The organism is Phocaeicola acetigenes (genome assembly GCF_027529745.1).
In the GTDB taxonomy this organism is placed as follows: domain Bacteria; phylum Bacteroidota; class Bacteroidia; order Bacteroidales; family Bacteroidaceae; genus Phocaeicola; species Phocaeicola acetigenes.
This window is the reverse complement of record NZ_JAPZVM010000002.1, coordinates 382,279-403,888: the sequence shown is the minus strand read 5'-3', so window position 1 is coordinate 403,888 and position 21,610 is coordinate 382,279. Positions and strand designations below refer to the sequence as shown.

The 21,610-nt window shown below is 39.9% G+C and carries 16 protein-coding genes and 1 tRNA gene; 9 read left to right on the top strand and 8 right to left on the bottom strand.

Going from position 1 to position 21,610, the window contains the following annotated elements; all coding sequences use genetic code 11:
- Positions 1-33: 33 nt before the first annotated feature.
- Positions 34-1,632 (bottom strand): aspartate:alanine exchanger family transporter, encoded by a 1,599-nt coding sequence (locus O6P32_RS04270; RefSeq protein ID WP_178265737.1) that lies wholly within the window; start codon positions 1,630-1,632, stop codon positions 34-36.
- Between the two features lie 91 nt (positions 1,633-1,723).
- Positions 1,724-3,613: an AAA domain-containing protein gene (locus tag O6P32_RS04265; protein ID WP_269876986.1), complete on the bottom strand. Its 1,890-nt coding sequence runs from the start codon at positions 3,611-3,613 to the stop codon at positions 1,724-1,726.
- A 79-nt stretch (positions 3,614-3,692) separates the two neighbouring features.
- On the opposite strand from O6P32_RS04265, the gene O6P32_RS04260 reads away from it, so the two are divergent.
- Positions 3,693-4,517 (top strand): AAA family ATPase, encoded by an 825-nt coding sequence (locus O6P32_RS04260; RefSeq protein WP_178265735.1) that lies wholly within the window; start codon positions 3,693-3,695, stop codon positions 4,515-4,517.
- Between the two features lie 11 nt (positions 4,518-4,528).
- Positions 4,529-5,527, top strand: coding sequence for a DUF4435 domain-containing protein (locus tag O6P32_RS04255; protein WP_178265734.1), 999 nt, complete (start codon positions 4,529-4,531; stop codon positions 5,525-5,527).
- A gap of 72 nt (positions 5,528-5,599) precedes the next feature.
- Here O6P32_RS04255 and O6P32_RS04250 read toward each other — a convergent pair whose 3' ends face one another.
- The 6 genes from O6P32_RS04250 to O6P32_RS04225 all read right to left on the bottom strand — a co-directional run bounded on the left by O6P32_RS04250 (position 5,600) and on the right by O6P32_RS04225 (position 13,880).
- Positions 5,600-6,271, bottom strand: a complete 672-nt coding sequence (locus O6P32_RS04250) for an RluA family pseudouridine synthase (RefSeq protein WP_178265733.1) — start codon at positions 6,269-6,271, stop codon at positions 5,600-5,602.
- A gap of 133 nt (positions 6,272-6,404) precedes the next feature.
- Entirely contained in the window at positions 6,405-7,151 is a 747-nt protein-coding gene (gene fabG / locus O6P32_RS04245) for a 3-oxoacyl-[acyl-carrier-protein] reductase (RefSeq protein ID WP_178265732.1), read from the bottom strand.
- Between the two features lie 26 nt (positions 7,152-7,177).
- Entirely contained in the window at positions 7,178-7,768 is a 591-nt protein-coding gene (locus O6P32_RS04240) for a TetR/AcrR family transcriptional regulator (protein ID WP_269876984.1), read from the bottom strand.
- Positions 7,769-7,958: 190 nt separating this feature from the next.
- Positions 7,959-9,470, bottom strand: a complete 1,512-nt coding sequence (locus O6P32_RS04235; protein WP_269876983.1) for a RagB/SusD family nutrient uptake outer membrane protein — start codon at positions 9,468-9,470, stop codon at positions 7,959-7,961.
- A 27-nt stretch (positions 9,471-9,497) separates the two neighbouring features.
- Positions 9,498-12,740 (bottom strand): SusC/RagA family TonB-linked outer membrane protein, encoded by a 3,243-nt coding sequence (locus O6P32_RS04230; protein ID WP_269876982.1) that lies wholly within the window; start codon positions 12,738-12,740, stop codon positions 9,498-9,500.
- Positions 12,741-12,761: 21 nt separating this feature from the next.
- Entirely contained in the window at positions 12,762-13,880 is a 1,119-nt protein-coding gene (locus O6P32_RS04225; RefSeq protein ID WP_269876979.1) for a thioredoxin family protein, read from the bottom strand.
- A gap of 783 nt (positions 13,881-14,663) precedes the next feature.
- On the opposite strand from O6P32_RS04225, the gene O6P32_RS04220 reads away from it, so the two are divergent.
- The 7 genes from O6P32_RS04220 to O6P32_RS04190 all read left to right on the top strand — a co-directional run bounded on the left by O6P32_RS04220 (position 14,664) and on the right by O6P32_RS04190 (position 21,597).
- Complete coding sequence (locus O6P32_RS04220) at positions 14,664-16,685, top strand: protein-disulfide reductase DsbD family protein (RefSeq protein ID WP_269876978.1); 2,022 nt, start codon at positions 14,664-14,666, stop codon at positions 16,683-16,685.
- A 139-nt stretch (positions 16,686-16,824) separates the two neighbouring features.
- A complete protein-coding gene (locus tag O6P32_RS04215; protein ID WP_178266929.1) occupies positions 16,825-18,120 on the top strand; it encodes an L-cysteine desulfidase family protein in 1,296 nt (431 codons plus the stop codon).
- Between the two features lie 93 nt (positions 18,121-18,213).
- Positions 18,214-18,864: an RNA-binding domain-containing protein gene (locus tag O6P32_RS04210; RefSeq protein ID WP_178266930.1), complete on the top strand. Its 651-nt coding sequence runs from the start codon at positions 18,214-18,216 to the stop codon at positions 18,862-18,864.
- Positions 18,865-18,911: 47 nt separating this feature from the next.
- Entirely contained in the window at positions 18,912-19,541 is a 630-nt protein-coding gene (locus tag O6P32_RS04205) for a hypothetical protein (protein ID WP_178266931.1), read from the top strand.
- Positions 19,542-19,562: 21 nt separating this feature from the next.
- On the top strand, positions 19,563-20,156 hold the full coding sequence (locus tag O6P32_RS04200; protein WP_269876975.1) for a uracil-DNA glycosylase family protein: 594 nt from the start codon (positions 19,563-19,565) through the stop codon (positions 20,154-20,156).
- A gap of 72 nt (positions 20,157-20,228) precedes the next feature.
- Positions 20,229-20,301: transfer RNA gene (locus O6P32_RS04195), tRNA-Trp, on the top strand.
- A 270-nt stretch (positions 20,302-20,571) separates the two neighbouring features.
- Positions 20,572-21,597, top strand: a complete 1,026-nt coding sequence (locus O6P32_RS04190) for a tyrosine-type recombinase/integrase (protein WP_269876974.1) — start codon at positions 20,572-20,574, stop codon at positions 21,595-21,597.
- Positions 21,598-21,610: the final 13 nt, after the last annotated feature.

Below are 21,610 nucleotides of genomic sequence, written 5' to 3'. Positions count from 1 at the left end.
AATACAATCTCTCTTTTTTCTATACTGTATTTTCTACACCAGGAACATCGCTATAAACTGAATAAACAAAATAAGGAATACCATGGCTATAGGATAGACAGTAGCATAAGCTACTCCCGGGATATTACTATCGGTCATCGAGTCGGCTGCAGCCAAACCGGGTGTGCTGGTCATTCCTCCGGTAATGGTTCCCAGCAAATCAAGCAAACTGATCTTAAAGACCAAACGTCCTACCAATGCAGCTATCAGCATCGGAACGAGAGTAATCAATGCTCCTACTCCAAACAGCAGGAAACCGCTTTCCTGAAATGTAGAAACCAAATTCTTACCCGCTGAAGTTCCAACTTCTGCCAGGAAAAGCAACAGTCCCAACTGACGGAGCAACTGGTTGGCCGGTCCAGACATAGACCAAAGAATAGGTCCGGTTTTTCCGATTGCACTTAAAAGAAGAGCCACAATCAAGACTCCTCCCGTTAAACCCGGAGAGAAAGACATTCCTCCACCAAAAGATATATTCAGTTTACCAAACAAAACTCCAAGCACAATACCCATTGCTATCGGGAAAAAATCTGTATCGGAAAGACGTTTTGCATCATTTCCCAACATACGGGCAACTGCCTGAATACCTTCCTTTTCTCCTACAACCATCAATTTATCACCAAACTTCAGAGCCAGTTCAGGCGAGGGAGACAAATCAATTCCACTTCGACGTACACGCGTAACGGTACATCCAAAATTGCGCTGCATATTCAAATCGCCCAGTTGCTTGTTGATCATATCTTTTTTGGTAAGCAGCAACGATTCGATACTCTGTGTATGCTCCAAAGGAAGTTCTCCTTCTTCACGTTCTCCCAACATCAAGGCCAGATTATTCAAGGACTCTTCGCTGCCGACAGCCTGAATACAGTCGTCTTTTTCTACCGTTGTATGGGCTGTAGGAATCATAATCTCTTCTCCACGTTTCAAACGAGAGATTACCGCTCCCGTCATTACACGGATATTAAGCTGTGCCAATGTACGTCCAAATACAGCAGAATTAGTAACCCGAAACAGACAGGTTCCCAATTCTGGAAAACTACTACGACGTTCTTTTTCCAGCTGACGCGCCTCTTGCTCCAAGTCGACACGCAACAACTTAGGCAATAGTTTTACAAATAAAATAACACCGATTACCCCAAATGGATATGCAATACCATACGCAATAGAGGCCAATGGAGACTGGGTACTGTCAATAGCTACAGCCAACCCCGGTGTACTGGTAAGAGAACCGGCTATCAGTCCTACAATACTAGGAGTATCTATATTGAATGCATATTTCAAGCCAACCGCCGTAAGACAAGCAGATGCAATAATAAGCAATGTAATCAAAATCAATGTTTTTCCTTTACTTCGGAAAGAATCGAAGAATCCGGGTCCTGCCTGAAGGCCAATGGTAAAAATAAACAATACCAATCCAAAATTTCCCAATTCTTTTGGAATGGAAACACCCCAATGACCAAATGCCAAGGCTATAAAAATAACGGCTGATACATCGAGAGACAATCCGCCTATCTTGATACGTCCAAGCATAAAACCCAACGCCACGATCAAGAAGACGGAGAAATAAGACGATTGTAATAAGTCGATTAACATAAGTTTTAATTGATTAATTGTTTTGGAATCAAATATACGACTTTCCTTTGAATCGTCCAAGTCATTGATTCATAACAAACAAGAAAATTACTTACTCATTCAATTCCTCTATATATTCGTATAATTTCCGGTAAAACGGATGTTGTGTCAAGGTGGAAACATCTCCTAATATAATCAGCTTCATACGGGCTCGGGTCATGGCCACATTCATACGACGCAAATCATTCAGAAAACCAATCTGTCCTTCTTCATTTGCACGCACCAGACTAATCAAAATGACATCCCGTTCCTGTCCTTGAAACCCATCGACAGTATTTATTGTAATAGCCGAACGGTAGGGCTTAAAGAAAGTATCTTTTTTAATCAGTTGCCGTAAATATTGCACCTGTGCCTTATAGGGGGATATTAATCCGACATCAATTCGCTCTTCGAGAATGCGCTCTCTTCCTATCTTCTGTAAATACTCCTTTAATGTTTGTACAGAAAGTTCAGCTTCCTGTTTGTTGATTCTCCCATAATTCTCACCGACAAACTCTTCATTGCAATCCATTCCTTCTGTATTAATCCACTCTATCGGAGTATCAAAATCAAGAATTCCACGGTATTTCACTTCTGGAGCAGAACGGAGTTGCCCATGATAGAACCAGTCCGATGAAAAGCGCATGATCTCTTCATTCATACGGTATTGAAGTTTCAAAAGTGATACCGTATCCGGTTTGTTACTTACGATAGCCTGCATCAGAGTATTTCCCAAACCTCCACGCAAAGCTTCCGGACTTTTTACCGTAGGTGGCAACTGACAATGGTCGCCCGCCAATATCACCCTGTCCGCTTTTCGTATGGCAATCCAGCAAGCAGCTTCCAAAGCTTGTGCCGCCTCATCTATAAATAAAGTGCCAAACTTTTGTCCAACCAACAACCGGTTGGCACTTCCCACCAACGTACAAGCTATCACACGGGCATCGGCAAACAATGCTTCATTAATACGTATTTCCAATTCCGTAGCACGGTCTTTAAGAGAGTTTATCTTTAAGCGGACAGTCTCTCTATCTGTACCTTTTCCGACACGAGCATATAGTTCGCGAATCGCTTTCCGGATACTCCATAATTGAGGATAATCCGGATGCGACTCAAACCGACGCTCGTAAGTAAACGAAAGCATTTTATCGTTTACCCGACTGGGATTACCTATACGCAATACACTAACTCCTCTGTCTACCAGTTTTTCACTGATCCAGTCGACAGCCATATTACTTTGTGCACAAACCAGAACTTGATTTTCACGATGCAACGTTTCGTAAACAGCTTCCACCAACGTAGTAGTCTTTCCTGTTCCGGGAGGTCCATGTACAATTGCTACATCTTTAGCATGCAATACTTTATTAACGGCCTCATCCTGTGCTGCATTCAACCAAGGGAAACGGACAGGTTGAAAAGAATAAACAGAAGCCTGCCTGCTTCCATGAAACAAATCTCTCAACTCCGCCAACCTGTTATTTTTTGCAGCAATAACCTGCTTCAAAGCCTCAAACATGGTTCGATAGCTGGTTTCGTCAAAATATAACTGTATCCCCAACACTTCCTTATTCTGCAAAGCCAGCAATGCATCCACTCCAGGTAGCACTAGAACCATACGGTCTTCGTCTACATAACTTACAGTAGCTATAAAGTGAAGATAATTCAGCTTACCCGATGCATCTTGCGTGAAAAAACACACCGGACGCCCATACTCAAACTGATGTTCAATGTCTTTATCCTCTCTCCGCTCCACTTCCACAACCAGTTGGTTCAAGGCATTGTAATAGTTACGCCCTATATTCAGCGGATACCAGCACATACCACGTTTGATTTTACGTCCGATGCCCATCAACTCTGTTTGCTGTTCGAACTGTTTTTTCTCGTAGTCATATTCTTTCTGCAGCAATTCATATTGCTTTTGCAGATAAAGAACAGGGGAAGATATTGTAGAATTTTCTTTCATACACATATTTTAATCTACGCAAAGATACAAGTTTCCATATTAATTGCTAATTTTGTTAGAAAGCAAATAGGATACAACCATGAAAAAGGAAGCTGACTACATTAAACGTATTGAAATAAAAGGTCTTTGGGGACGCAAAAATATTTCATGGAATCTACGTGCCGATGTCAATATTCTGAGTGGAGTAAATGGAATCGGGAAAAGTACGATTTTAAACAATTCTGTACGTAGCTTAACAGAGCTGGAAGGAGGTTCTCTAAGTAATGGAGTTAAACCGGGAGTAGTGTTCGTCTTTTCTCCTGAAGATGCAACCTATATTCATTTTGATGTCATTCGGAGTTTTGACCGTCCGCTCATCAATGCCGACCTTTTAGGAAAAATCGGAAACCAACAAGTCAAAACAGAGTTAGACTGGCAACTTTATCAATTACAGCGACGTTATCTGGACTATCAAGTGAACATAGGGAACCGTATCATTGAACTGCTGACCTCAGGAATCATTGAAGATCAGGCTAAAGCTACACAAGTTTCAAAGCCTAAGACCAAGTTCCAGGACTTGATAGACGAACTGTTCAGCGAAACCGATAAGAAGATTATCCGTAAGAGCAACGAAATATTATTCGAACAAGATGGAGATATTTTGACTCCTTATCAATTGTCTTCAGGTGAAAAACAAATGCTTGTAATATTGCTTACCGTCTTAGTACAAGACAATAAATCTTGTGCCCTGTTTATGGACGAACCTGAAATCTCTCTACACATCGAATGGCAGCAAAAACTGATTGGTATGATACGTAGTCTCAATCCTAATGTACAAATTATACTTACGACTCATTCTCCTGCTGTCATTATGAATGGCTGGGTAGATGCCGTGACAGAAGTTAGTGATATTACCACTCTTTAAATTTTCACACTATGGGAAAGAGATTGACTGAAAATCTTTCTTCTTTATACATTGGAGCAGCTAATAGTTTAAAGCCCAAACATGCAAGAAGAAAAGTCGTAGCATACGTAGAAAGCTACGAAGATATATCATTTTGGCGTTCCTTGCTTGCCGATTATGAAAATGAGAATCTTTATTTCGAAGTCATGCTTCCCTCTGCCAACTCATTAGCTAAAGGAAAGAAGACTGTATTAATGAACCAATTGGGAAAACAATTGGGAGAAAATATGATTGCCTGTGTAGACAGTGACTATGACTATCTTCTTCAAGGAAGGACTCAGACTTCTCAATACATTAACAACAACCCTTATGTTTTTCAGACTTATGCCTATGCCATAGAAAATTACCATTGCTATGCAGAAGGTTTGCATGAAGTGTGTGTAACTGCAACTCTGAATGACCATTCTCTCATCGACTTTCCTGCTTTTATGAAACTATACTCCCAAATAGCTTATCCTCTTTTTATCTGGTCTGTATGGTTTTACCGTAAACATAACTTATCAGAATTCTCTTTACTCGACTTTTGTTCACAAGTGAAACTTGACCACGTAAGTATACGACATCCGGAGCGTAGTCTGGAAGTTATGGCTAAAAAAGTCAATCGGAAGTTACACGAATTAGAGCGGAAACATGCGAATGCCCTTCATGAAATAGAAGAAATGAAAAGTGAATTTAAGACATTAGGAGTATACCCCGAAAATACCTATATGTTTATTCAGGGGCATCACATTATGGATAATGTAGTGTTAAAACTACTCGTACCCGTATGTACTATATTACGACGCGAGCGCGAACAACAGATACATGAGTTGGCACTGCATAATATACAATTACATAATGAGCTTGTCAGCTACCAACGCAGTCAGGTAGGAGTAGAATTGGTCATCCACAAAAATCCCAATTACAGAAATTCACCACTCTATCATATGATTCAACAAGATGTAGAGCGTTTTCTGAAAAAAATACACTGAATAAGATTACATTGATTTACATTGATAGAATCTGATGTAAGTAACATTTAGACCAAGCTTAAAACAAGACTGTCAATCAAAACTAAATCCATTCCATAAATTACCAGCAGGAACCGGAGCGATAAGATCTATTTCCTGTTTGGATACCGGATGCACAAAACGTACTCTACGTGCATGGAGGCAAATGCTTCCATCGGGATTGGAGCGAGGAAATCCATACTTTAGATCCCCCTTAATAGGGCATCCCATTTTAGCTAGCTGGCATCGAATCTGATGGTGTCTTCCTGTTTTCAAATCGACTTCCAACAGATAATAATTTTCCGAATGACCTATCAGACGATAATGTAATATGGCCTTTTTCGAGTTCTTCACTTCTTTATCGTAGGCATAAGACTTATTCTGTTTTTCATTGCGAACCAAATAATGCACCAACTCTCCTTCTGTCTGAGGAGGACAGTTTTTCACTATTGCCCAATAAGTCTTTTTCACTTCTCCTATACGAAACATCTCATTCAAACGAGAGAGAGCTTTGCTGGTTTTTGCAAAGACAACTAATCCACTAACCGGACGATCCAGTCGATGAGTCACTCCGATAAACACATTGCCAGGCTTGGCATACTTTTCCTTCAGATACAGTTTTACTGTCTCCGACAAAGGAGTATCCCCTGTTTTGTCTCCCTGTACAATTTCAGAAGCGGTTTTATTAACTACAATAATATGATTATCTTCGTAAACTACAGTCATAGCTATGTTAGAAATGAAATGATCCGACTAAAGAATAAAATTTACTTGAAAAATAAGGAATGAAGAATAAAGAAAGCCGAATGCCGTAAGCCATTCTTCTCCCTCTATTCTTCATTCCTTATGAAGTACTATATTACATATTCATACCACCATCTACCTGGATAACCTGTCCTGATACATATGCAGACAAGTCAGAAGCAAGATATAATGCAGTATTAGCTACATCTTCCGGAGTACCTCCACGACGCAAAGGAATCTTCTTAGCCCATTCAGCCTTAACTTCGTCAGACAACTTAGCTGTCATATCAGTAATGATGAATCCCGGAGCAATTGCATTGGCACGGATACCACGAGAGCCCAATTCCTGAGCAATTGATTTAGCCAAACCAATCATACCAGCCTTTGATGCAGAATAGTTGCACTGACCTGCATTACCGTGTACACCAACCACAGAAGCCATGTTGATGATGTTACCACTCTTCTGACGCATCATGATTGGAGTACAAGCGTGAATAAAGTTGAAAGCAGATTTCAGATTCACACCAATCACAGCATCCCACTGTGCTTCACTCATACGCATCATCAAACCGTCTTTTGTAATACCGGCATTATTCACCAGAATATCGATAGAACCGAAATCTTCCTTAATCTGTTCTACCACTCTAGCTGTATCTTCAAAACTAGCAGCATTAGAAGCATATCCTTTTACTTTTACACCGAATGCAGCTATTTCCTTTTCTGTATTCTCACCATTCTCGTCGATAACCAAATCTGTAAATGCGATGTTTGCACCTTCTGCAGCAAACTTCAATGCGATAGCTTTACCGATACCACGAGCAGCACCTGTAACAATCGCTGTTTTTCCTGTTAATAATCCCATAATGATATTTATTTTAAAGATTAATATTATTCTTTTTTACATCCCAAAGCCCCAAATACGATTTTAGCTACATATCGCCAGCCAATCTCGTCTTCCAAATCTTCACCAATCTGACCGCGAATATAAGGCACCTCCATCCCTTTGATACAATAGTGCAAGATATCTGCTGTTATCTCCACATTGTCGATATCAAAAATACCTTTCTCTTTGCCTTCCTGCAACACATTTCGAAATAATTGTATTTCCTTTCTATCAAAGTTCTTACGCATTGCTTCTACCCGCCATATATCCCGAAAGAAATCCGCGCGAAGAGTTCCATTCCGAAATACAACCATTTTAACAATATCCAAGTGGGTAGTAATTAAATCAAGAATCTTCTGGTCAGGAGCAACCGATTGTTTTGCAGCCTTTTCCATTGAATCCGAAAGCATTTCCAATTCCGACTCCACAACAGCCATATAAATCTGATCCTTACTTTTAAAGTAAGTATACAGTGTGCGACGTCCCTTTTTAGAGGCTACCGCAATATCATTCATCGTTGTATCTTCTACCCCTTTTCTGGCAAAAAGTTGCCGGGCAACATCTACTAATTTGGCTCTTGTCTTTAATACTGTCATGCCTTCCTTCTATTGCACATATTTATAGAGTGTGAGCAAAAGTACAGTTTTTATTCCGACTACACAAATAATTAAGGCGGGAAAGGCGATTTAGGAAATAAAAGAAAGGAAGTAAAGCATCAAATACATTTGAGGCTTTACTTCCTTTTTTACTTTTTCAAGTCAATACTTTAATTTCTCCTAATAAACATCAACGATCGTATTGCGGCATATCAGGATTGAAATCAAGAACAGTCTGTGGAATCGGCATAATATAACGCAAGTCGTTTGCGGGCAATGTCCATGTTTCACCATCAGCACTGTGAACGATATCTTTACGGAACCAGTCTTCACGATTCAGACGTTTCAAGTCAATCAAACGCGGAGCCCCCTGCATAGCAAACTCACGACGGCGTTCGTCGATTACCAGTCGAAGAGCCTCTGTACGATTTGGAGCATCTGTTTCCTCTACATAATGCACATTGTTTTTAATACGGGCATCACGCAATTGGTCAAGCAATTGCAAAGCTCGAGAAACAGAACCGATACGCGCTTCACATTCTGCAGCTATTAAGTAAATTTCAGGAGTAGTAAATCCTGCATTCTGAGTAATATAAGGAGCATAAGTACTATATCCTTTAAATTTTTCAGGTGTTGCAGAAGGATTCATTGTAAAATTAGCCTCATCGGTAGCAAAGAACAGACGCAAACGCATATCTACTCCATCAGGAGCCAAATGACGCTTGAATGTTTCAAGCAAATCTTCACTAGCTACAACTGCAGTGTAGAAACCTGAACCTGCTCCATTTAAGTTACGCATGAAGATATTCTCTACATTATCTACATCTTCTGGGAAAGTTTCATCCGGATTAGACTCCAGCACAATACGTCCAAATGTACTGTATGTAGTAGTATAAGGCTTCATATCCAGTAACTCATCATTCAGTTTAAGAGCTTCATTTGCATTTTTCAACGCATTCTCGTAATCACCCATATAAAGGAACATACGTGCCTGAAACGCATAACCGATTGTCTGACTAGGATGATATACATTAGTTGCAACTTCCGGCAAAAGCGGAGTGGCAGTCTTCAAGTCAGAAATAATCTGATCATATACTTCTGCAACTGTATTGCGCACATACGAAGCGCCATCACCCACTACTTCGCTCAGCAAAATAGGCACCCCATAATCTGTACCCGCAGTCTTAGGGTCATAGTGATTTCCGAAAATATTGACCAAATTCAGGTATTCGAATGCACGACCTACAAGTGCTTCAGCATATTTTGCCTCTCTCTGTTCTTTAGTAGCATCAGGTACATTCAATATATTATTTGCTACTGCATTATATACATAGATATTTTCGTAAGCATTATTCCACAAAGGGTCAGAGTTTCCGGCAGTCAAAACCTGTCCGTGTTTGAATGTATAAAGATTACGCTCATGATCATCACATCCGGAAAAATTGAACTCAGTATATTCTATCAGTTTTCCTTCAGCATTCTCATTCATGATTTCTCCTCTAGAAGTACGATAAAGGTCATCAGTCAAATAAGCAAGTACTGTATTCGATGAGCTCATCAGATAACTGCTATTCAACAGTTTAGAATAATCTTCGAATTTCTCGGGAATCGTATATCCCTTTGGCTTGTTTCCCAAAAAATCGTCACAACTATGTAAAGACAAGACACCAAGTCCAATCAACAAGTATTTAGATAGATTCATATTATATCTTAAATTCATGGTTATACATTAAAAATCAAGTGCTACACCAAAGGTGTAAGTAGCCGGAATATGTTGTCCTCGAGATGAAGCAGTTGCAACTTCCGGATCAAGGTGCTTCTTATTGGCAGCCCAGTAAAAAGCATTCTGAATCTGGAGGCTCAGACGCAATCCCTGAATACTTACACTACGCAACCATTGTTTCGGGAATGTATATCCCAAGGTAATGTCACGCAATTTAATATAATCAGCTCGTTCAATATGTTTATCAGCATATTGCCACAATCCGCTACAAGTTTTACCATTTTTATACTGGAAAGCCGGATTCATATCCGGATCGAGTTCATCACCTGGTTTTTGCCAGAAGTTCAAGCGGTCACGATCCATATTGCTGGTATAGTTTAATACAGGATACATGGTAAACTGATAGCTTGATGCTACATCACGCATTACGTTTCCTCCGTAATAAACAAACATCATGCTCAGGTCAAAATTCTTATAAGCAAAACGAGTGGTAAGCGATGAAGAATAAGGAGCATTTGTTGTTCCTTTGTAAACCAAATCTTCAGCCTCTAAATCGTTTACAGAATTAACAATTGTTCCGTCTGCTTTGTAAGCTGTCGGATTACCTTCACTGTCAAGTCCGGCATATCTGATAGCAAAAATAGAACTCATAGGATAACCTTCACGGTTCTGATAAGAACTATACCAACTAGACGCAGAAGTTCCCGAATTATCAATCTTTGTCAGTTTATTCTTGTTATAGCTGAAAAGGAAGTCAATACCAAAACTGAAGTCGCGTGTACGTACAATTTCACTCTGCAAAGAAAATTCCACACCACGGTTTACCATAGAGCCATAGTTCAGCAACAGTGAAGACCATCCGAAAGTTGAATCTGTCAAGCGATTACCCAACAAATCACTGGTAGCCTTGTTATAAAATTCCACACTACCGTTCAAGCGGTTATCAAACAAGTTAAAATCAACTCCCACATTCACCAGTTTTGTTTTTTCCCAACGTAATGTAGGATTAGGTGCACTTTTAACATATGCCTGATACTCATTGGTATAGTAATTAGTACCGTTATCAGCCACAATCATATACGGACCGGTATTCTTAGCAACATTACCGTTAATACCATAAGTCAAACGTCCTGCCAGACGATCCAATACCCCCTTGTTTTCCAATATAATGTGTTGCAAACCTACAGACCACAATGGTTTGTACTGATACTTAGGATCGGTACCAAATAAGTTTGACTGGTCGATACGGATACTTCCGGTAAGTGTTGTACGATGATCGTATGTATAAGATGCATTACCATAGAATGACACATAACGGTTATCATCGAACATGAAACCATCAGTACCCAAACGATAAGAACTGAAATAGAAGCTTCCGCTCGTAGACTGAGTACCGCGGATACCTTGTCCCATAGCCAGTTCGTCGATTGCCTTCCATGAAAGCGAATTATCATCGTAACCATATTTAAAGAATTGGCTGCTCTGATTAACCACTTTACGACGCTCTGCACCGGCAATTACCTGAACAGAATGTTTTTTCAGGAAATCACGGCTGAAGTTAAGTTGTGCACGCAATGTATACGAATTGTCTTTATTCCAGTATTCACTCAAATTACCTCCTTCAGGAATATAATGAGTACGTGTACCATCGTTATTGATAACCGTAGCATCATTAATCATTTTTTTCACGCTGTAATGATCAACCGATCTATACTGTTTGGTATAACCATTAGTCATTTCAGTCTGATAGCGTAGATCGAAAGTCAATCCTTCAATAATTTTGAACGTTGCACCTACGTTAATATTCCAATACTGCTGTTTATTCTGATAGTGAGACGTATTCAGAGCCTCAGTCGGATAGAAAGTTTCATCGTACAATCCTACTTCCTTTAGACGATCTATTTCACGTTGCGATTTACCAGTCATATACCATTGTACAGGAGAACCATCTGCGTTACGAATCATACGGTATGATGGTCCACTAAACAAGTAACTGTATCCAGAGAAACCATTATCATAATCCTGTGATACGGTACTATTCAAGATACCCAAATCCACACGAAGCCACTTGAAGAAATCGAACTGATTCTTAAAGTTAAAACCATATCGATTGGTCTTCTGTTCTTTAGCATGAGGCAAATTCTGCTGGAAATTGGCAGAAAGAGCATACTTATAGATGTCAGAACCACCCGAAATAGAAAGGTTGTGCTGGTGTGTAGTATTCGAACGACGTACAAACTCATCCTTTATCTGGTCGTAACGATCACGATTACGATATACATCGAGTTCTTTTTCAAGTTCCGCATCAGTCAATTCTCCGGCTTCATGACGATACATCAAATCGTATACTTCATTGGTAAAGCTTGGACTGGTTGGGTCGTATGTATTATGATAATAATTGAATAATACTTTCTGCAAATCTACCAATTCGGCACTCGACATCAAGTTCATATAATCACGGTCTGGCAGCGGTTCAAACTTGATACTACCGTTGTAGCGCACTTTAGGCTTACCAAGTTCACCACTACGGGTAGTAATTACGATGACACCATTTGCCGACTGTGCTCCGTAAATAGAGGCAGCCGAAGCATCCTTCAATACAGTCACATTGACAATATCAGACGGATTAATAGCATCCAGACTACCTTCGTAAGGAATACCATCTACTACATAAAGCGGAGTTTTGTTAGCATTCAGTGTTGAAATACCACGAATTTCCGGTGTAGATCCATTCATCTTCACACCAGCTACCAAACCTTCCATACGGTCGATAATATTGGTTTGCAATTTATCTGCCAAATCTTTTTGATTCACAATGGCAAACGAACCAGCTGCACGTTCCTTTGATATCGTCTGATAACCAGTAACAATAACCTCATCTATCAAATGAGTTTCCGGCTCCAATGAAACCGTATATTTAGCTTTACGCTCATTAATCTGAACTTCCTTATTTGCATAACCGATAAAAGAAACTACAATAGTAGCTCCTTTTTCTGCCTGGAGAGAGAAATTACCATCCATATCGGTAATTGTACCCACTGTAGTACCTTTTACAACAACATTTGCACCTGGTACAGGTTGTCCATTTTCATCAAGAACGACCCCTTTTACCCCAATTTTTGCCTGATCTATAGCAATGACTTCATTTACTGAATTACCGGCTTTCAATTGAGAAGGTATCATCAGGGAACAAGCTGCTACGGCAAACCACACCCCATTCCACATTTTACTACTTTTGCCCATTTTCATAAACGAATCTTATCTTTAAAATTAATGTTTTGGTTTCGGTTTCAATACATCAGGACGCATAGAATATCCTTTTTTTCCATATTTAGGAGCAGTCAGCAATACTGCCGGCACCTGAGTTTTATCAGGCAAATTACGAAGTAATTCTTCCAAAGCTGCCGCATACTCCTGATGAATATTAGCGTCATCACGATCTGTTTGATTATATGCGATATAACGTAAATACTCTACACTCTTATAGAACCATGTAGCCGGTACGGACTTATATCCACGAGGAACTCTAACTAAAAACTTCATACGCTGTATCAGTTCCTGTTGATCTACAGTCGGATCTGCAATCAGTGCATCCAATTCTACAGCAGCCTTATCATACTGTTTAGAATATACCAGCTTACTCACTTCAATCATTTTACGGTTGAAAGCTTTTCCTTCAAAATCGCACATGCTATCCAATAGAGCTACATCTCCATACATTGTTTCTTTTACAAGTTTTGCATCTACCGCTTTTTTTCCAAATGTCTGACAGAACAACGAATATTCTTTCGAAACCTGTTGTACATATTTGTTATCCATACCACTGATCACTTCAACAAACAAATCCCATATATTCTGATCTGTAAGTTTTGCTCCACCTGCAATCAATGCATCAAAAGCCTCCTCTACTGCCTTACGTTGATAAATTGAATGATTATAACGGATATAATCAATCAACAACTGTGGTTCTCTATTGCCTTTATTATATTCTTCTATCAGATAAAAAGAACGTTGAGTCGGAGTCAGCGCAGCCTTTCCTGTCGCAATAAACTGTTCTTCTGTCTGGCGGCTGCTACTACGATGCACAGCTTCTCCTGTCGCCGGATCAATAAACACATAGGTTGGGAAAGAACGTACACCATACTTTTTAGCCAACTCGATACCTTCTCCATTTTCAGTATCAATTTTAGCCGAAACAAAATTAGCATTATAAAAAGCTCCGACTTCCGGCAATACAAATACCGTCTGAGCCATGTTCAAACAAGGTCCACACCATTGAGTATAAAAATCAACAAATACCAGTTTGTTTTCAGACTTCGCTTTAGCTAAAGTCTCTTGCCAAGTTCCATGAAAAAATGCGATTCCCTCAGCTCTCAACGGCAGAGCCATTACGACAAGCGTTAAAATAAATAACAAAAATCTCTTCTTACTACACATACAATTACACTATTTTAAATTTAATGGGCGCAAATTTAATAGTTTTCACAAAAATATTCAAATACATGAATTTATTTTTATAAAATATCGTAACAAAAAAGCATTTAAAAATACGCATTCGTTACATGAGAACAGATTTTCTCTATTTTTTAAAACAATTTTCCGTACTAAACCGTATCAAATAAGAACAAATCACCCTTAAAAAAAAAAAAAGAAAAGATCAAAATTTTCATAAGACCATATTTCGTTTTGTACCTACGTATGCCGGCTACGCAAACATTATCATCAAATTATACGTCTTCCTATCAATCAACCTACAACCTAAAGCATCTCCAATATTTTGTCCAAATCCATAGAAATTTGTTCTAACAAAAAAGAATAATGACATAAACCTTCTCAAAAAGTTCAAAACAGATGAAATATCATATTCCTATTCAAACTTAATTTCTTCTCTTCACGAATAAGACAAAGAGGCATAAACCACTATATATCAGCACAAATAGTATATATTAAAAGTTCGCTTTTCATATCCATAGCCTTAAATCTAATACCTTTTCTACACCAGACAATCATTCTCAATAAAAGGCTTTCAACTTAAAAGACTCATTCTTACGACAAATGTTCAACTTACTTTTTCCAATATTTTTCCAATATTCATTCGTTATTATAAGATAAAACACTATATCTTTGCAAATCCTTTTGAAAAACGAATATTAAACAATCAATTTATAAGCAATGAACAAAAGATTCCTACTCACTTGGCTTTTAATGGCCATTTTATGCCTGCCGGTACTCGCACAGATGCAAGATCCGGTGCAGTTTAAAACAGAATGGAAGGCCATCTCGGATAATGAGGCTGAGATTGTCTTTACCGGAACCATCGAACGTGGATGGCATGTATACTCTACAGATCTGGAAGAAGGAGGTCCTACCTCGGCTACATTCAACATCGACCAGATAAAAGGAGCTGAACTGGTAGGTAAACTTACCCCAAAAGGCAACGAACTCGACATGATGGACCCTGTATTCGGTATGCAAGTTCGTTTCTTTGAAGGAACAGCCGTTTTTGTACAAAAGATTAAACTGACTGGAGGAGATTACAATATTACAGGATATCTCAATTACGGAGCTTGTGATGATCAAAACTGTATGCCTCCTACTAATGTAGAATTTACTTTTAAAGGCAAAGCAGCAGGAAGTGCCAAACAAGCAGCTGCTCCCGCTAGCCGGGAAACAACAGAAGCAACTCAAGCTACAGAAACTGAAAATGCAAATGATACCGTACAGGCTGCCGCAACAACAGCCCCTGCACAGCTGGATGGAACCACAGATTACTGGAAACCTGTTGTAAACGAATTAAGCAACTTCGGTGAACAAGCTGGAGAAGAATCTCACTCATGGATTTATATCTTCTTTACCGGTTTATTGGGAGGATTATTGGCATTGTTCACTCCTTGTGTATGGCCTATCATTCCTATGACTGTCAGCTTCTTCCTGAAACGTACTAAAGACAAGAAAAAAGGAATCCGCGATGCATGGACATATGGTGCTTCCATCGTAGTAATCTATGTCACACTGGGATTAGCTATTACTTTAATCTTCGGTGCAAGCGCATTGAACGCCTTGTCTACCAATGCAATCTTCAACATCTTGTTCTGCTTGATGCTGATTGTTTTTGCAGCCTCTTTCTTCGGTGCATTCGAAATTACTTTACCTTCTAAATGGAGTAATGCAGTAGACAGCAAGGCAGAACAGACCACTGGTTTGTTGAGTATCTTCCTGATGGCATTTACCTTGTCATTGGTTTCATTCTCTTGTACAGGTCCTATCATCGGCTTCCTGCTGGTAGAAGTATCCACTACTGGTAGTGTAATTGCTCCGGCGATTGGTATGCTGGGATTTGCCATTGCATTGGCTTTGCCGTTCACCCTGTTTGCCTTGTTCCCATCATGGTTGAAATCAATGCCAAAATCAGGTGGATGGATGAATGTAATCAAAGTCGTATTGGGATTCCTCGAACTGGCATTTGCATTGAAATTCCTGTCTGTTGCCGACCTCGCATACGGATGGCGAATCCTCGACCGTGAAACATTCCTGGCTTTGTGGATTGTAATCTTCGGATTGCTGGGTATGTACCTGTTGGGCAAAATCAAATTCCCTCACGATGACGATGATACCAAAGTAAGCGTACCTCGTTTCTTCATGGCACTTATCTCACTGGCATTTGCCATCTATATGATTCCAGGATTGTGGGGTGCACCTCTGAAAGCTGTCAGCGCATTCGCTCCTCCTATGCAGACTCAGGACTTCAACCTATATAAGAATGAAGTACATGCGAAATTCAACGATTTCGATGCAGGTATGGAATATGCACGCCAGCAGGGAAAACCTGTAATGGTAGACTTTACCGGTTACGGATGCGTAAACTGCCGTAAGATGGAACTTGCTGTATGGACAGACCAGAAAGTAAGCCAGATGCTGAACGACGACTATGTATTGATTACATTGTTTGTCGACGATAAAACTAAATTACCTGAACCTATCAAAATTACAGAAAACGGTACAGAACGTACACTCCGCACCGTAGGCGACAAATGGAGCTATCTGCAACGTTCTAAGTTCGGAGCAAATGCACAGCCATTCTATGTATTGCTCGACAACGAAGGTATGCCTCTGAACAAATCGTACTCATACGATGAAGACATCCAGAAATATGTAGAATTCCTGGGAACAGGTTTAAAGAACTACAAGAAATAAATATACACTAAGTTCATAAGTTTTTGACTTTATAAGTTTGTTCTGTTAAACAAAAGCATTACAAACTTATAAAGTCAAAAACTTATAAACAAATTTGAAAAAACAGACAAACTCAAAAAAACTTATAAACTTAATATCCATGATTGCTAAATCTGAAAGAGAGCAAATCATTGCCCTGATAAAACAGGAAGTAGTTCCGGCAATAGGCTGTACTGAACCTATTGCCGTAGCTCTTTGTGTAGCCAAAGCGACAGAGCTTTTAGGTCAACGTCCCGAAAAAATCAAAGTTCTTCTCAGTGCCAATATTCTGAAAAATGCAATGGGGGTAGGTATTCCCGGAACAGGAATGATTGGACTTCCTATTGCTGTAGCCCTTGGTGCACTGATAGGAAAATCGGAATATCAATTGGAAGTTCTGAAAGACAGCACTCCGGAAGCCGTAGCCGAAGGCAAAAAAATGATTGATTCACAATGTATCGACATTGCACTAAAAGAAAATATCGAAGAAAAGCTGTATATTGAGATTATCTGCGAACATGGCAATGACAAAGCTACTGCCATCATCAGTGGAGGACATACTCACTTTGTATACGAAAGCATCAATGATAAAGTTCTGCTGGATAAACGTACCCAGTCTACACAAGAAGCAGATGCTACAAATGTAGAATTATCATTGAAAAAAGTCTACGACTTTGCAACCACTGCCCCGCTTGAAGAAATTGAATTCATTCTGGAAGCTAAGCGTCTCAACAAAAACGCAGCAGAACGTTCGTTCCAGGGAAACTTCGGACATGCACTGGGAAAGACCTTACAAAGCAGCAAAAGCGAACAGAGTGTAATGGGAAGTAATATTTTCACCCATATTCTTTCCTATACCTCAGCAGCTTGTGATGCCCGTATGGCAGGAGCTATGATTCCGGTGATGAGCAATTCTGGAAGTGGTAACCAAGGTATCGCAGCCACTCTTCCGGTTGTTGTATATGCAGAAGAAAACCATATGTCCGAAGAACAGTTAATCCGGGCTTTAATACTCAGTCACCTGACCGCTATCTACATCAAACAGAATTTAGGACGCCTTTCAGCTCTCTGCGGATGTGTAGTAGCAGCCACAGGAAGTAGCTGTGGTATCACCTACCTAATGGGAGGAAGTTATCAGCAGGTTGCTTTTGCCGTACAAAATATGATAGCCAACCTAACCGGTATGATTTGCGACGGTGCAAAACCAAGTTGTGCGTTAAAACTGACCAGTGGCGTATCTACCGCTGTATTGTCTGCTATTTTAGCCATGGAAGGCAAATGCGTGACCTCTGTAGAAGGTATCATCGAAGATGATGTAGACCGAAGCATCCGCAACTTGACCAAGATCGGCTCGGAAGGTATGAACGAAACAGACAGACTGGTTCTTGATATCATGACCCATAAGCATTGCGATTAAATTGCATTTTTCATCATACTAACGACTGTTTTTCGTAAAAGAACTGAAAAGTAAAAGCGAAGAACAGTCGTTTTTTTTATCTTTGCCCTCCGTATGAAAACGAGGACGGAAACAGAATATATACAACAGCTGATAAGTGAAGGAGAACATATTCAGCAGGACTTTAAGTTCGCCATTTCTGATGCAAGGAAAATAGCCCGAAGTATTTCGGCTTTTGCCAATACACAAGGAGGAAGACTACTCATCGGAGTTAAAGACAACGGAAAGATTGCAGGCGTACGCTCGGAAGAAGAAATATATATGATTGAAGCAGCCGCCCGTATGTATTGCCGCCCACAGGTTGAATTAGAAAACTATATATATAAGGTAGAGGGGAAAAATGTACTCGAAGTACGTATTGCCGAAAATCCCTGCAAACCAATCTGTGCTTTGGACGAGCAAAATAAGGCATGGGCTTATGTCCGTATCAAAGATGAAAACATATTGGCCAATCCTGTACATTTAAATATATGGAAACAAAACCGGCAGAAAGAATCGGTTGTCATAGCCTATACCGAACGCGAACAGCATCTGCTCAACATATTGAAACAGCACGGTGCTCTTACTTTAAACCAATGCAGCAGATTATCTCAAATCAATCGGAAACAGACGAGTGAACTGCTCGCCGATTTTATCCGCTTTGGTTTGGTAGAACAAGATTTTAAAGAACACACTTTTTATTTCAAACTGACAGAAAACGAGTGACATTTTTTATTACCTTTGCCCCATAAAACCTAAATTAACAATCATATATGAGCATATTTTCAAAAATATTCGGCAAAAAACAAGCAGAAGAAGCAGAAGGAACTGTACGTGTAGGAGGTATGGAAGACTTCATGACACTGATTCGTGTATATTATCAGGCAGTAATGGCTGCACAGTTGGGAATCAGCAACATCAATTTCTTACCCGACATGGCTGTATTCAAACGTACTCTTAAAATCCCTACTCAAAACAACAAGTTGGGACTGGCAGAAAAAGCACGTTGCAAGAAAATGCTGACAGACATATACGGACTCAACGACAGTTTTTTCAAAGAAATAGACAATTCCATCAAGAAGAACTGCAAGAATGTAAACGACATCAAGACTTATCTGTTCATGTTCCAGGGCTTCAGCCAGGACTTGATGATGTTGATTGGCAATTTGATGCAATGGAAATTCCGTATGCCGGGTGTTTTCAAGAAAATGTTGCGTAACATGACTGAGAAAACCGTACACGATATCCTGACCAAGATGACTTGGAAAGACGACAGCGTACACAAAACCTGTATCACAATCCGTCAGTATCAGCATAGTCTGGGATACAGCGAAAGTTGGATTACCGAATATGTGTACAACATTGTGCTTCTTGCTAAAAAAGAGCCAAAGCCTAAAGCATAACCCAATAATAACGCAAATACAATGATAGAAGAAACTGTGCCTGTCATAGAGACACATCCTCTCGAACCTTTTCTACCGGGTAATGCGGTATTGCTGATGCTGGGAAGTTTCCCTCCGCAACAGAAAAGATGGAGTATGGATTTCTTCTATCCTAATTTGCAAAATGATATGTGGCGCATCGTCGGACTGATATTCTTCGGCGATAAAGAATACTTCCTGAAACCAGACAAGAAAGCATTCGACAAAGAACGGATTATAGATTTCCTGAAACAAAAAGGTATTGCTTTATACGATACAGCAACCTCCGTCCGACGTTTGCAAGACAATGCTTCGGACAAGTTTCTTGAAGTAGTAGAACCTACAGACATCAGGCTTTTATTAAAACAGCTGCCGCAATGCCGGGCCGTCGTTACTACGGGACAGAAAGCCACCGATACACTCCGGCAACAAATGCATGCAACAGAACCAGCTGTAGGATCAAAAAGCCCGTTTGAGTTCGAAGACCGGCAATTATTCCTTTACCGAATGCCTTCTTCAAGTCGTGCCTATCCGTTGAAGTTAGAAAAAAAAGCAGAAATTTATCGGCTCATGTTCAGCGAATTAGGATTGCTATAGCGAAACAGAGAATAAAATAATAGAAAAAGGTATTGCATATATTGAAATTTGTACTACCTTTGCAACCGCAATACGGGAATAGCTCAGTTGGTAGAGCATCGGTCTCCAAAACCGAGTGTCGGGAGTTCGAGCCTCTCTTCCCGTGCAAAACGAAAAAGCTGTAACTCTGAGAGTTGCAGCTTTTACTGTTTTAGCCCCAGGACGAAATCGGGACGCAAATTTTCTGAATGTCAAACCGTATTACGCTTTCGAACTCGAAAAACGTAATAAAAAAATGTTTTCATCAAGAAAGAAAAGTGCATCTGTTTTTAGTATAATTTCATATACTGAACCAAAACTTCACACAGGAAACAACTGGTATATTGACTTCTATTCTTATGATCCTTTGGAGCAGAAGATGAAAAGAAAGAAGTACATGCTTAATGGTATAGCCAAAGTTTCAGACCGTCGCCGTCGCGCAAACGAAATCATCACAAACCTTAATGTTAAGCTCCGTTCCGGCTGGAATCCGTGGGCTGATGTAGAGAACTCCAGACAGTACACACCGTATATAGATATTATCAGAAGGTATCATATATATCTAGAGAAACTCTATACTGCAGGAACCATCAAAGAGAATACCATCAAGGATTATGAAAAGCGTCTGAGGGTCTTTGAAGAATATACAGCCAAACATATACCAGCCATCGTGTATGCTTATCAGATTGACCAGTCTTTTATCTCCGATTTTCTTGACTATATCCTATTAGACCGTGATTCATCTGCAAGAACCCGAAACAACTATCGCACATGGCTGTCATCCGTATGCAACTGGATGATGGAAAAACAATACCTGGTCAAGAATCCGGTCGAGAACATCCGCATGTTACAGGAAGACGAAAAGAAGCGAGCAGCCTTGAGCATACCCGACATCAGAAAGCTCAAGAAGTATCTCAAGAAAGAGAACCCTCACTTTCTGTTCTTGTGCCAGTTTGCCTACTACACCTTTATCCGACCAGATGAAATCACGAACATAAAGCTCTCAGATATTTACCTGAAGGAACAGAAGGTCTTCATCGCATCCAGCATCAGTAAAAACCGGAAAGACGGTATGGTAGGCCTTAATGACAAACTTATCAAGACGATGCTTGACCTTGAAATCTTCAAACATCCGGGTGATTATTATTTGTTTGGTAAAGGATTCAAACCCTCAAAAGAAAAGGTCACAACCAAAGTCTATAGAAACTACTTCAACAAAGTCCGTACAAAACTCAAGTTTCCGGATAGTTACCAATTCTATTCCTTGAAAGATTCCGGAATACGTGATCTGGCCAATGCTGAAGGAATTGTAATTGCACGTGATCAGGCCCGACATGCTGATATTTCCACTACAAACAAATACCTCAAAGGTAGTAATATGACAGTACATGAAGAAACGAAACATTTTGAAGGAGAACTCTAAACCATCGGGATAC

Bases quoted from the DNA above. Each gene is read 5' to 3' on its own strand.
- O6P32_RS04270 (WP_178265737.1), bottom strand. From the start codon at position 1,632: ATGTTAATCGACTTATTACAATCGTCTTATTTCTCCGTCTTCTTGATC.
- O6P32_RS04265 (WP_269876986.1), bottom strand. From the start codon at position 3,613: ATGAAAGAAAATTCTACAATATCTTCCCCTGTTCTTTATCTGCAAAAG.
- O6P32_RS04260 (WP_178265735.1), top strand. From the start codon at position 3,693: ATGAAAAAGGAAGCTGACTACATTAAACGTATTGAAATAAAAGGTCTT.
- O6P32_RS04255 (WP_178265734.1), top strand. From the start codon at position 4,529: ATGGGAAAGAGATTGACTGAAAATCTTTCTTCTTTATACATTGGAGCA.
- O6P32_RS04250 (WP_178265733.1), bottom strand. From the start codon at position 6,271: ATGACTGTAGTTTACGAAGATAATCATATTATTGTAGTTAATAAAACC.
- fabG (WP_178265732.1), bottom strand. From the start codon at position 7,151: ATGGGATTATTAACAGGAAAAACAGCGATTGTTACAGGTGCTGCTCGT.
- O6P32_RS04240 (WP_269876984.1), bottom strand. From the start codon at position 7,768: ATGACAGTATTAAAGACAAGAGCCAAATTAGTAGATGTTGCCCGGCAA.
- O6P32_RS04235 (WP_269876983.1), bottom strand. From the start codon at position 9,470: ATGAATCTATCTAAATACTTGTTGATTGGACTTGGTGTCTTGTCTTTA.
- O6P32_RS04230 (WP_269876982.1), bottom strand. From the start codon at position 12,740: ATGAAAATGGGCAAAAGTAGTAAAATGTGGAATGGGGTGTGGTTTGCC.
- O6P32_RS04225 (WP_269876979.1), bottom strand. From the start codon at position 13,880: ATGGCTCTGCCGTTGAGAGCTGAGGGAATCGCATTTTTTCATGGAACT.
- O6P32_RS04220 (WP_269876978.1), top strand. From the start codon at position 14,664: ATGAACAAAAGATTCCTACTCACTTGGCTTTTAATGGCCATTTTATGC.
- O6P32_RS04215 (WP_178266929.1), top strand. From the start codon at position 16,825: ATGATTGCTAAATCTGAAAGAGAGCAAATCATTGCCCTGATAAAACAG.
- O6P32_RS04210 (WP_178266930.1), top strand. From the start codon at position 18,214: ATGAAAACGAGGACGGAAACAGAATATATACAACAGCTGATAAGTGAA.
- O6P32_RS04205 (WP_178266931.1), top strand. From the start codon at position 18,912: ATGAGCATATTTTCAAAAATATTCGGCAAAAAACAAGCAGAAGAAGCA.
- O6P32_RS04200 (WP_269876975.1), top strand. From the start codon at position 19,563: ATGATAGAAGAAACTGTGCCTGTCATAGAGACACATCCTCTCGAACCT.
- O6P32_RS04190 (WP_269876974.1), top strand. From the start codon at position 20,572: ATGCTTAATGGTATAGCCAAAGTTTCAGACCGTCGCCGTCGCGCAAAC.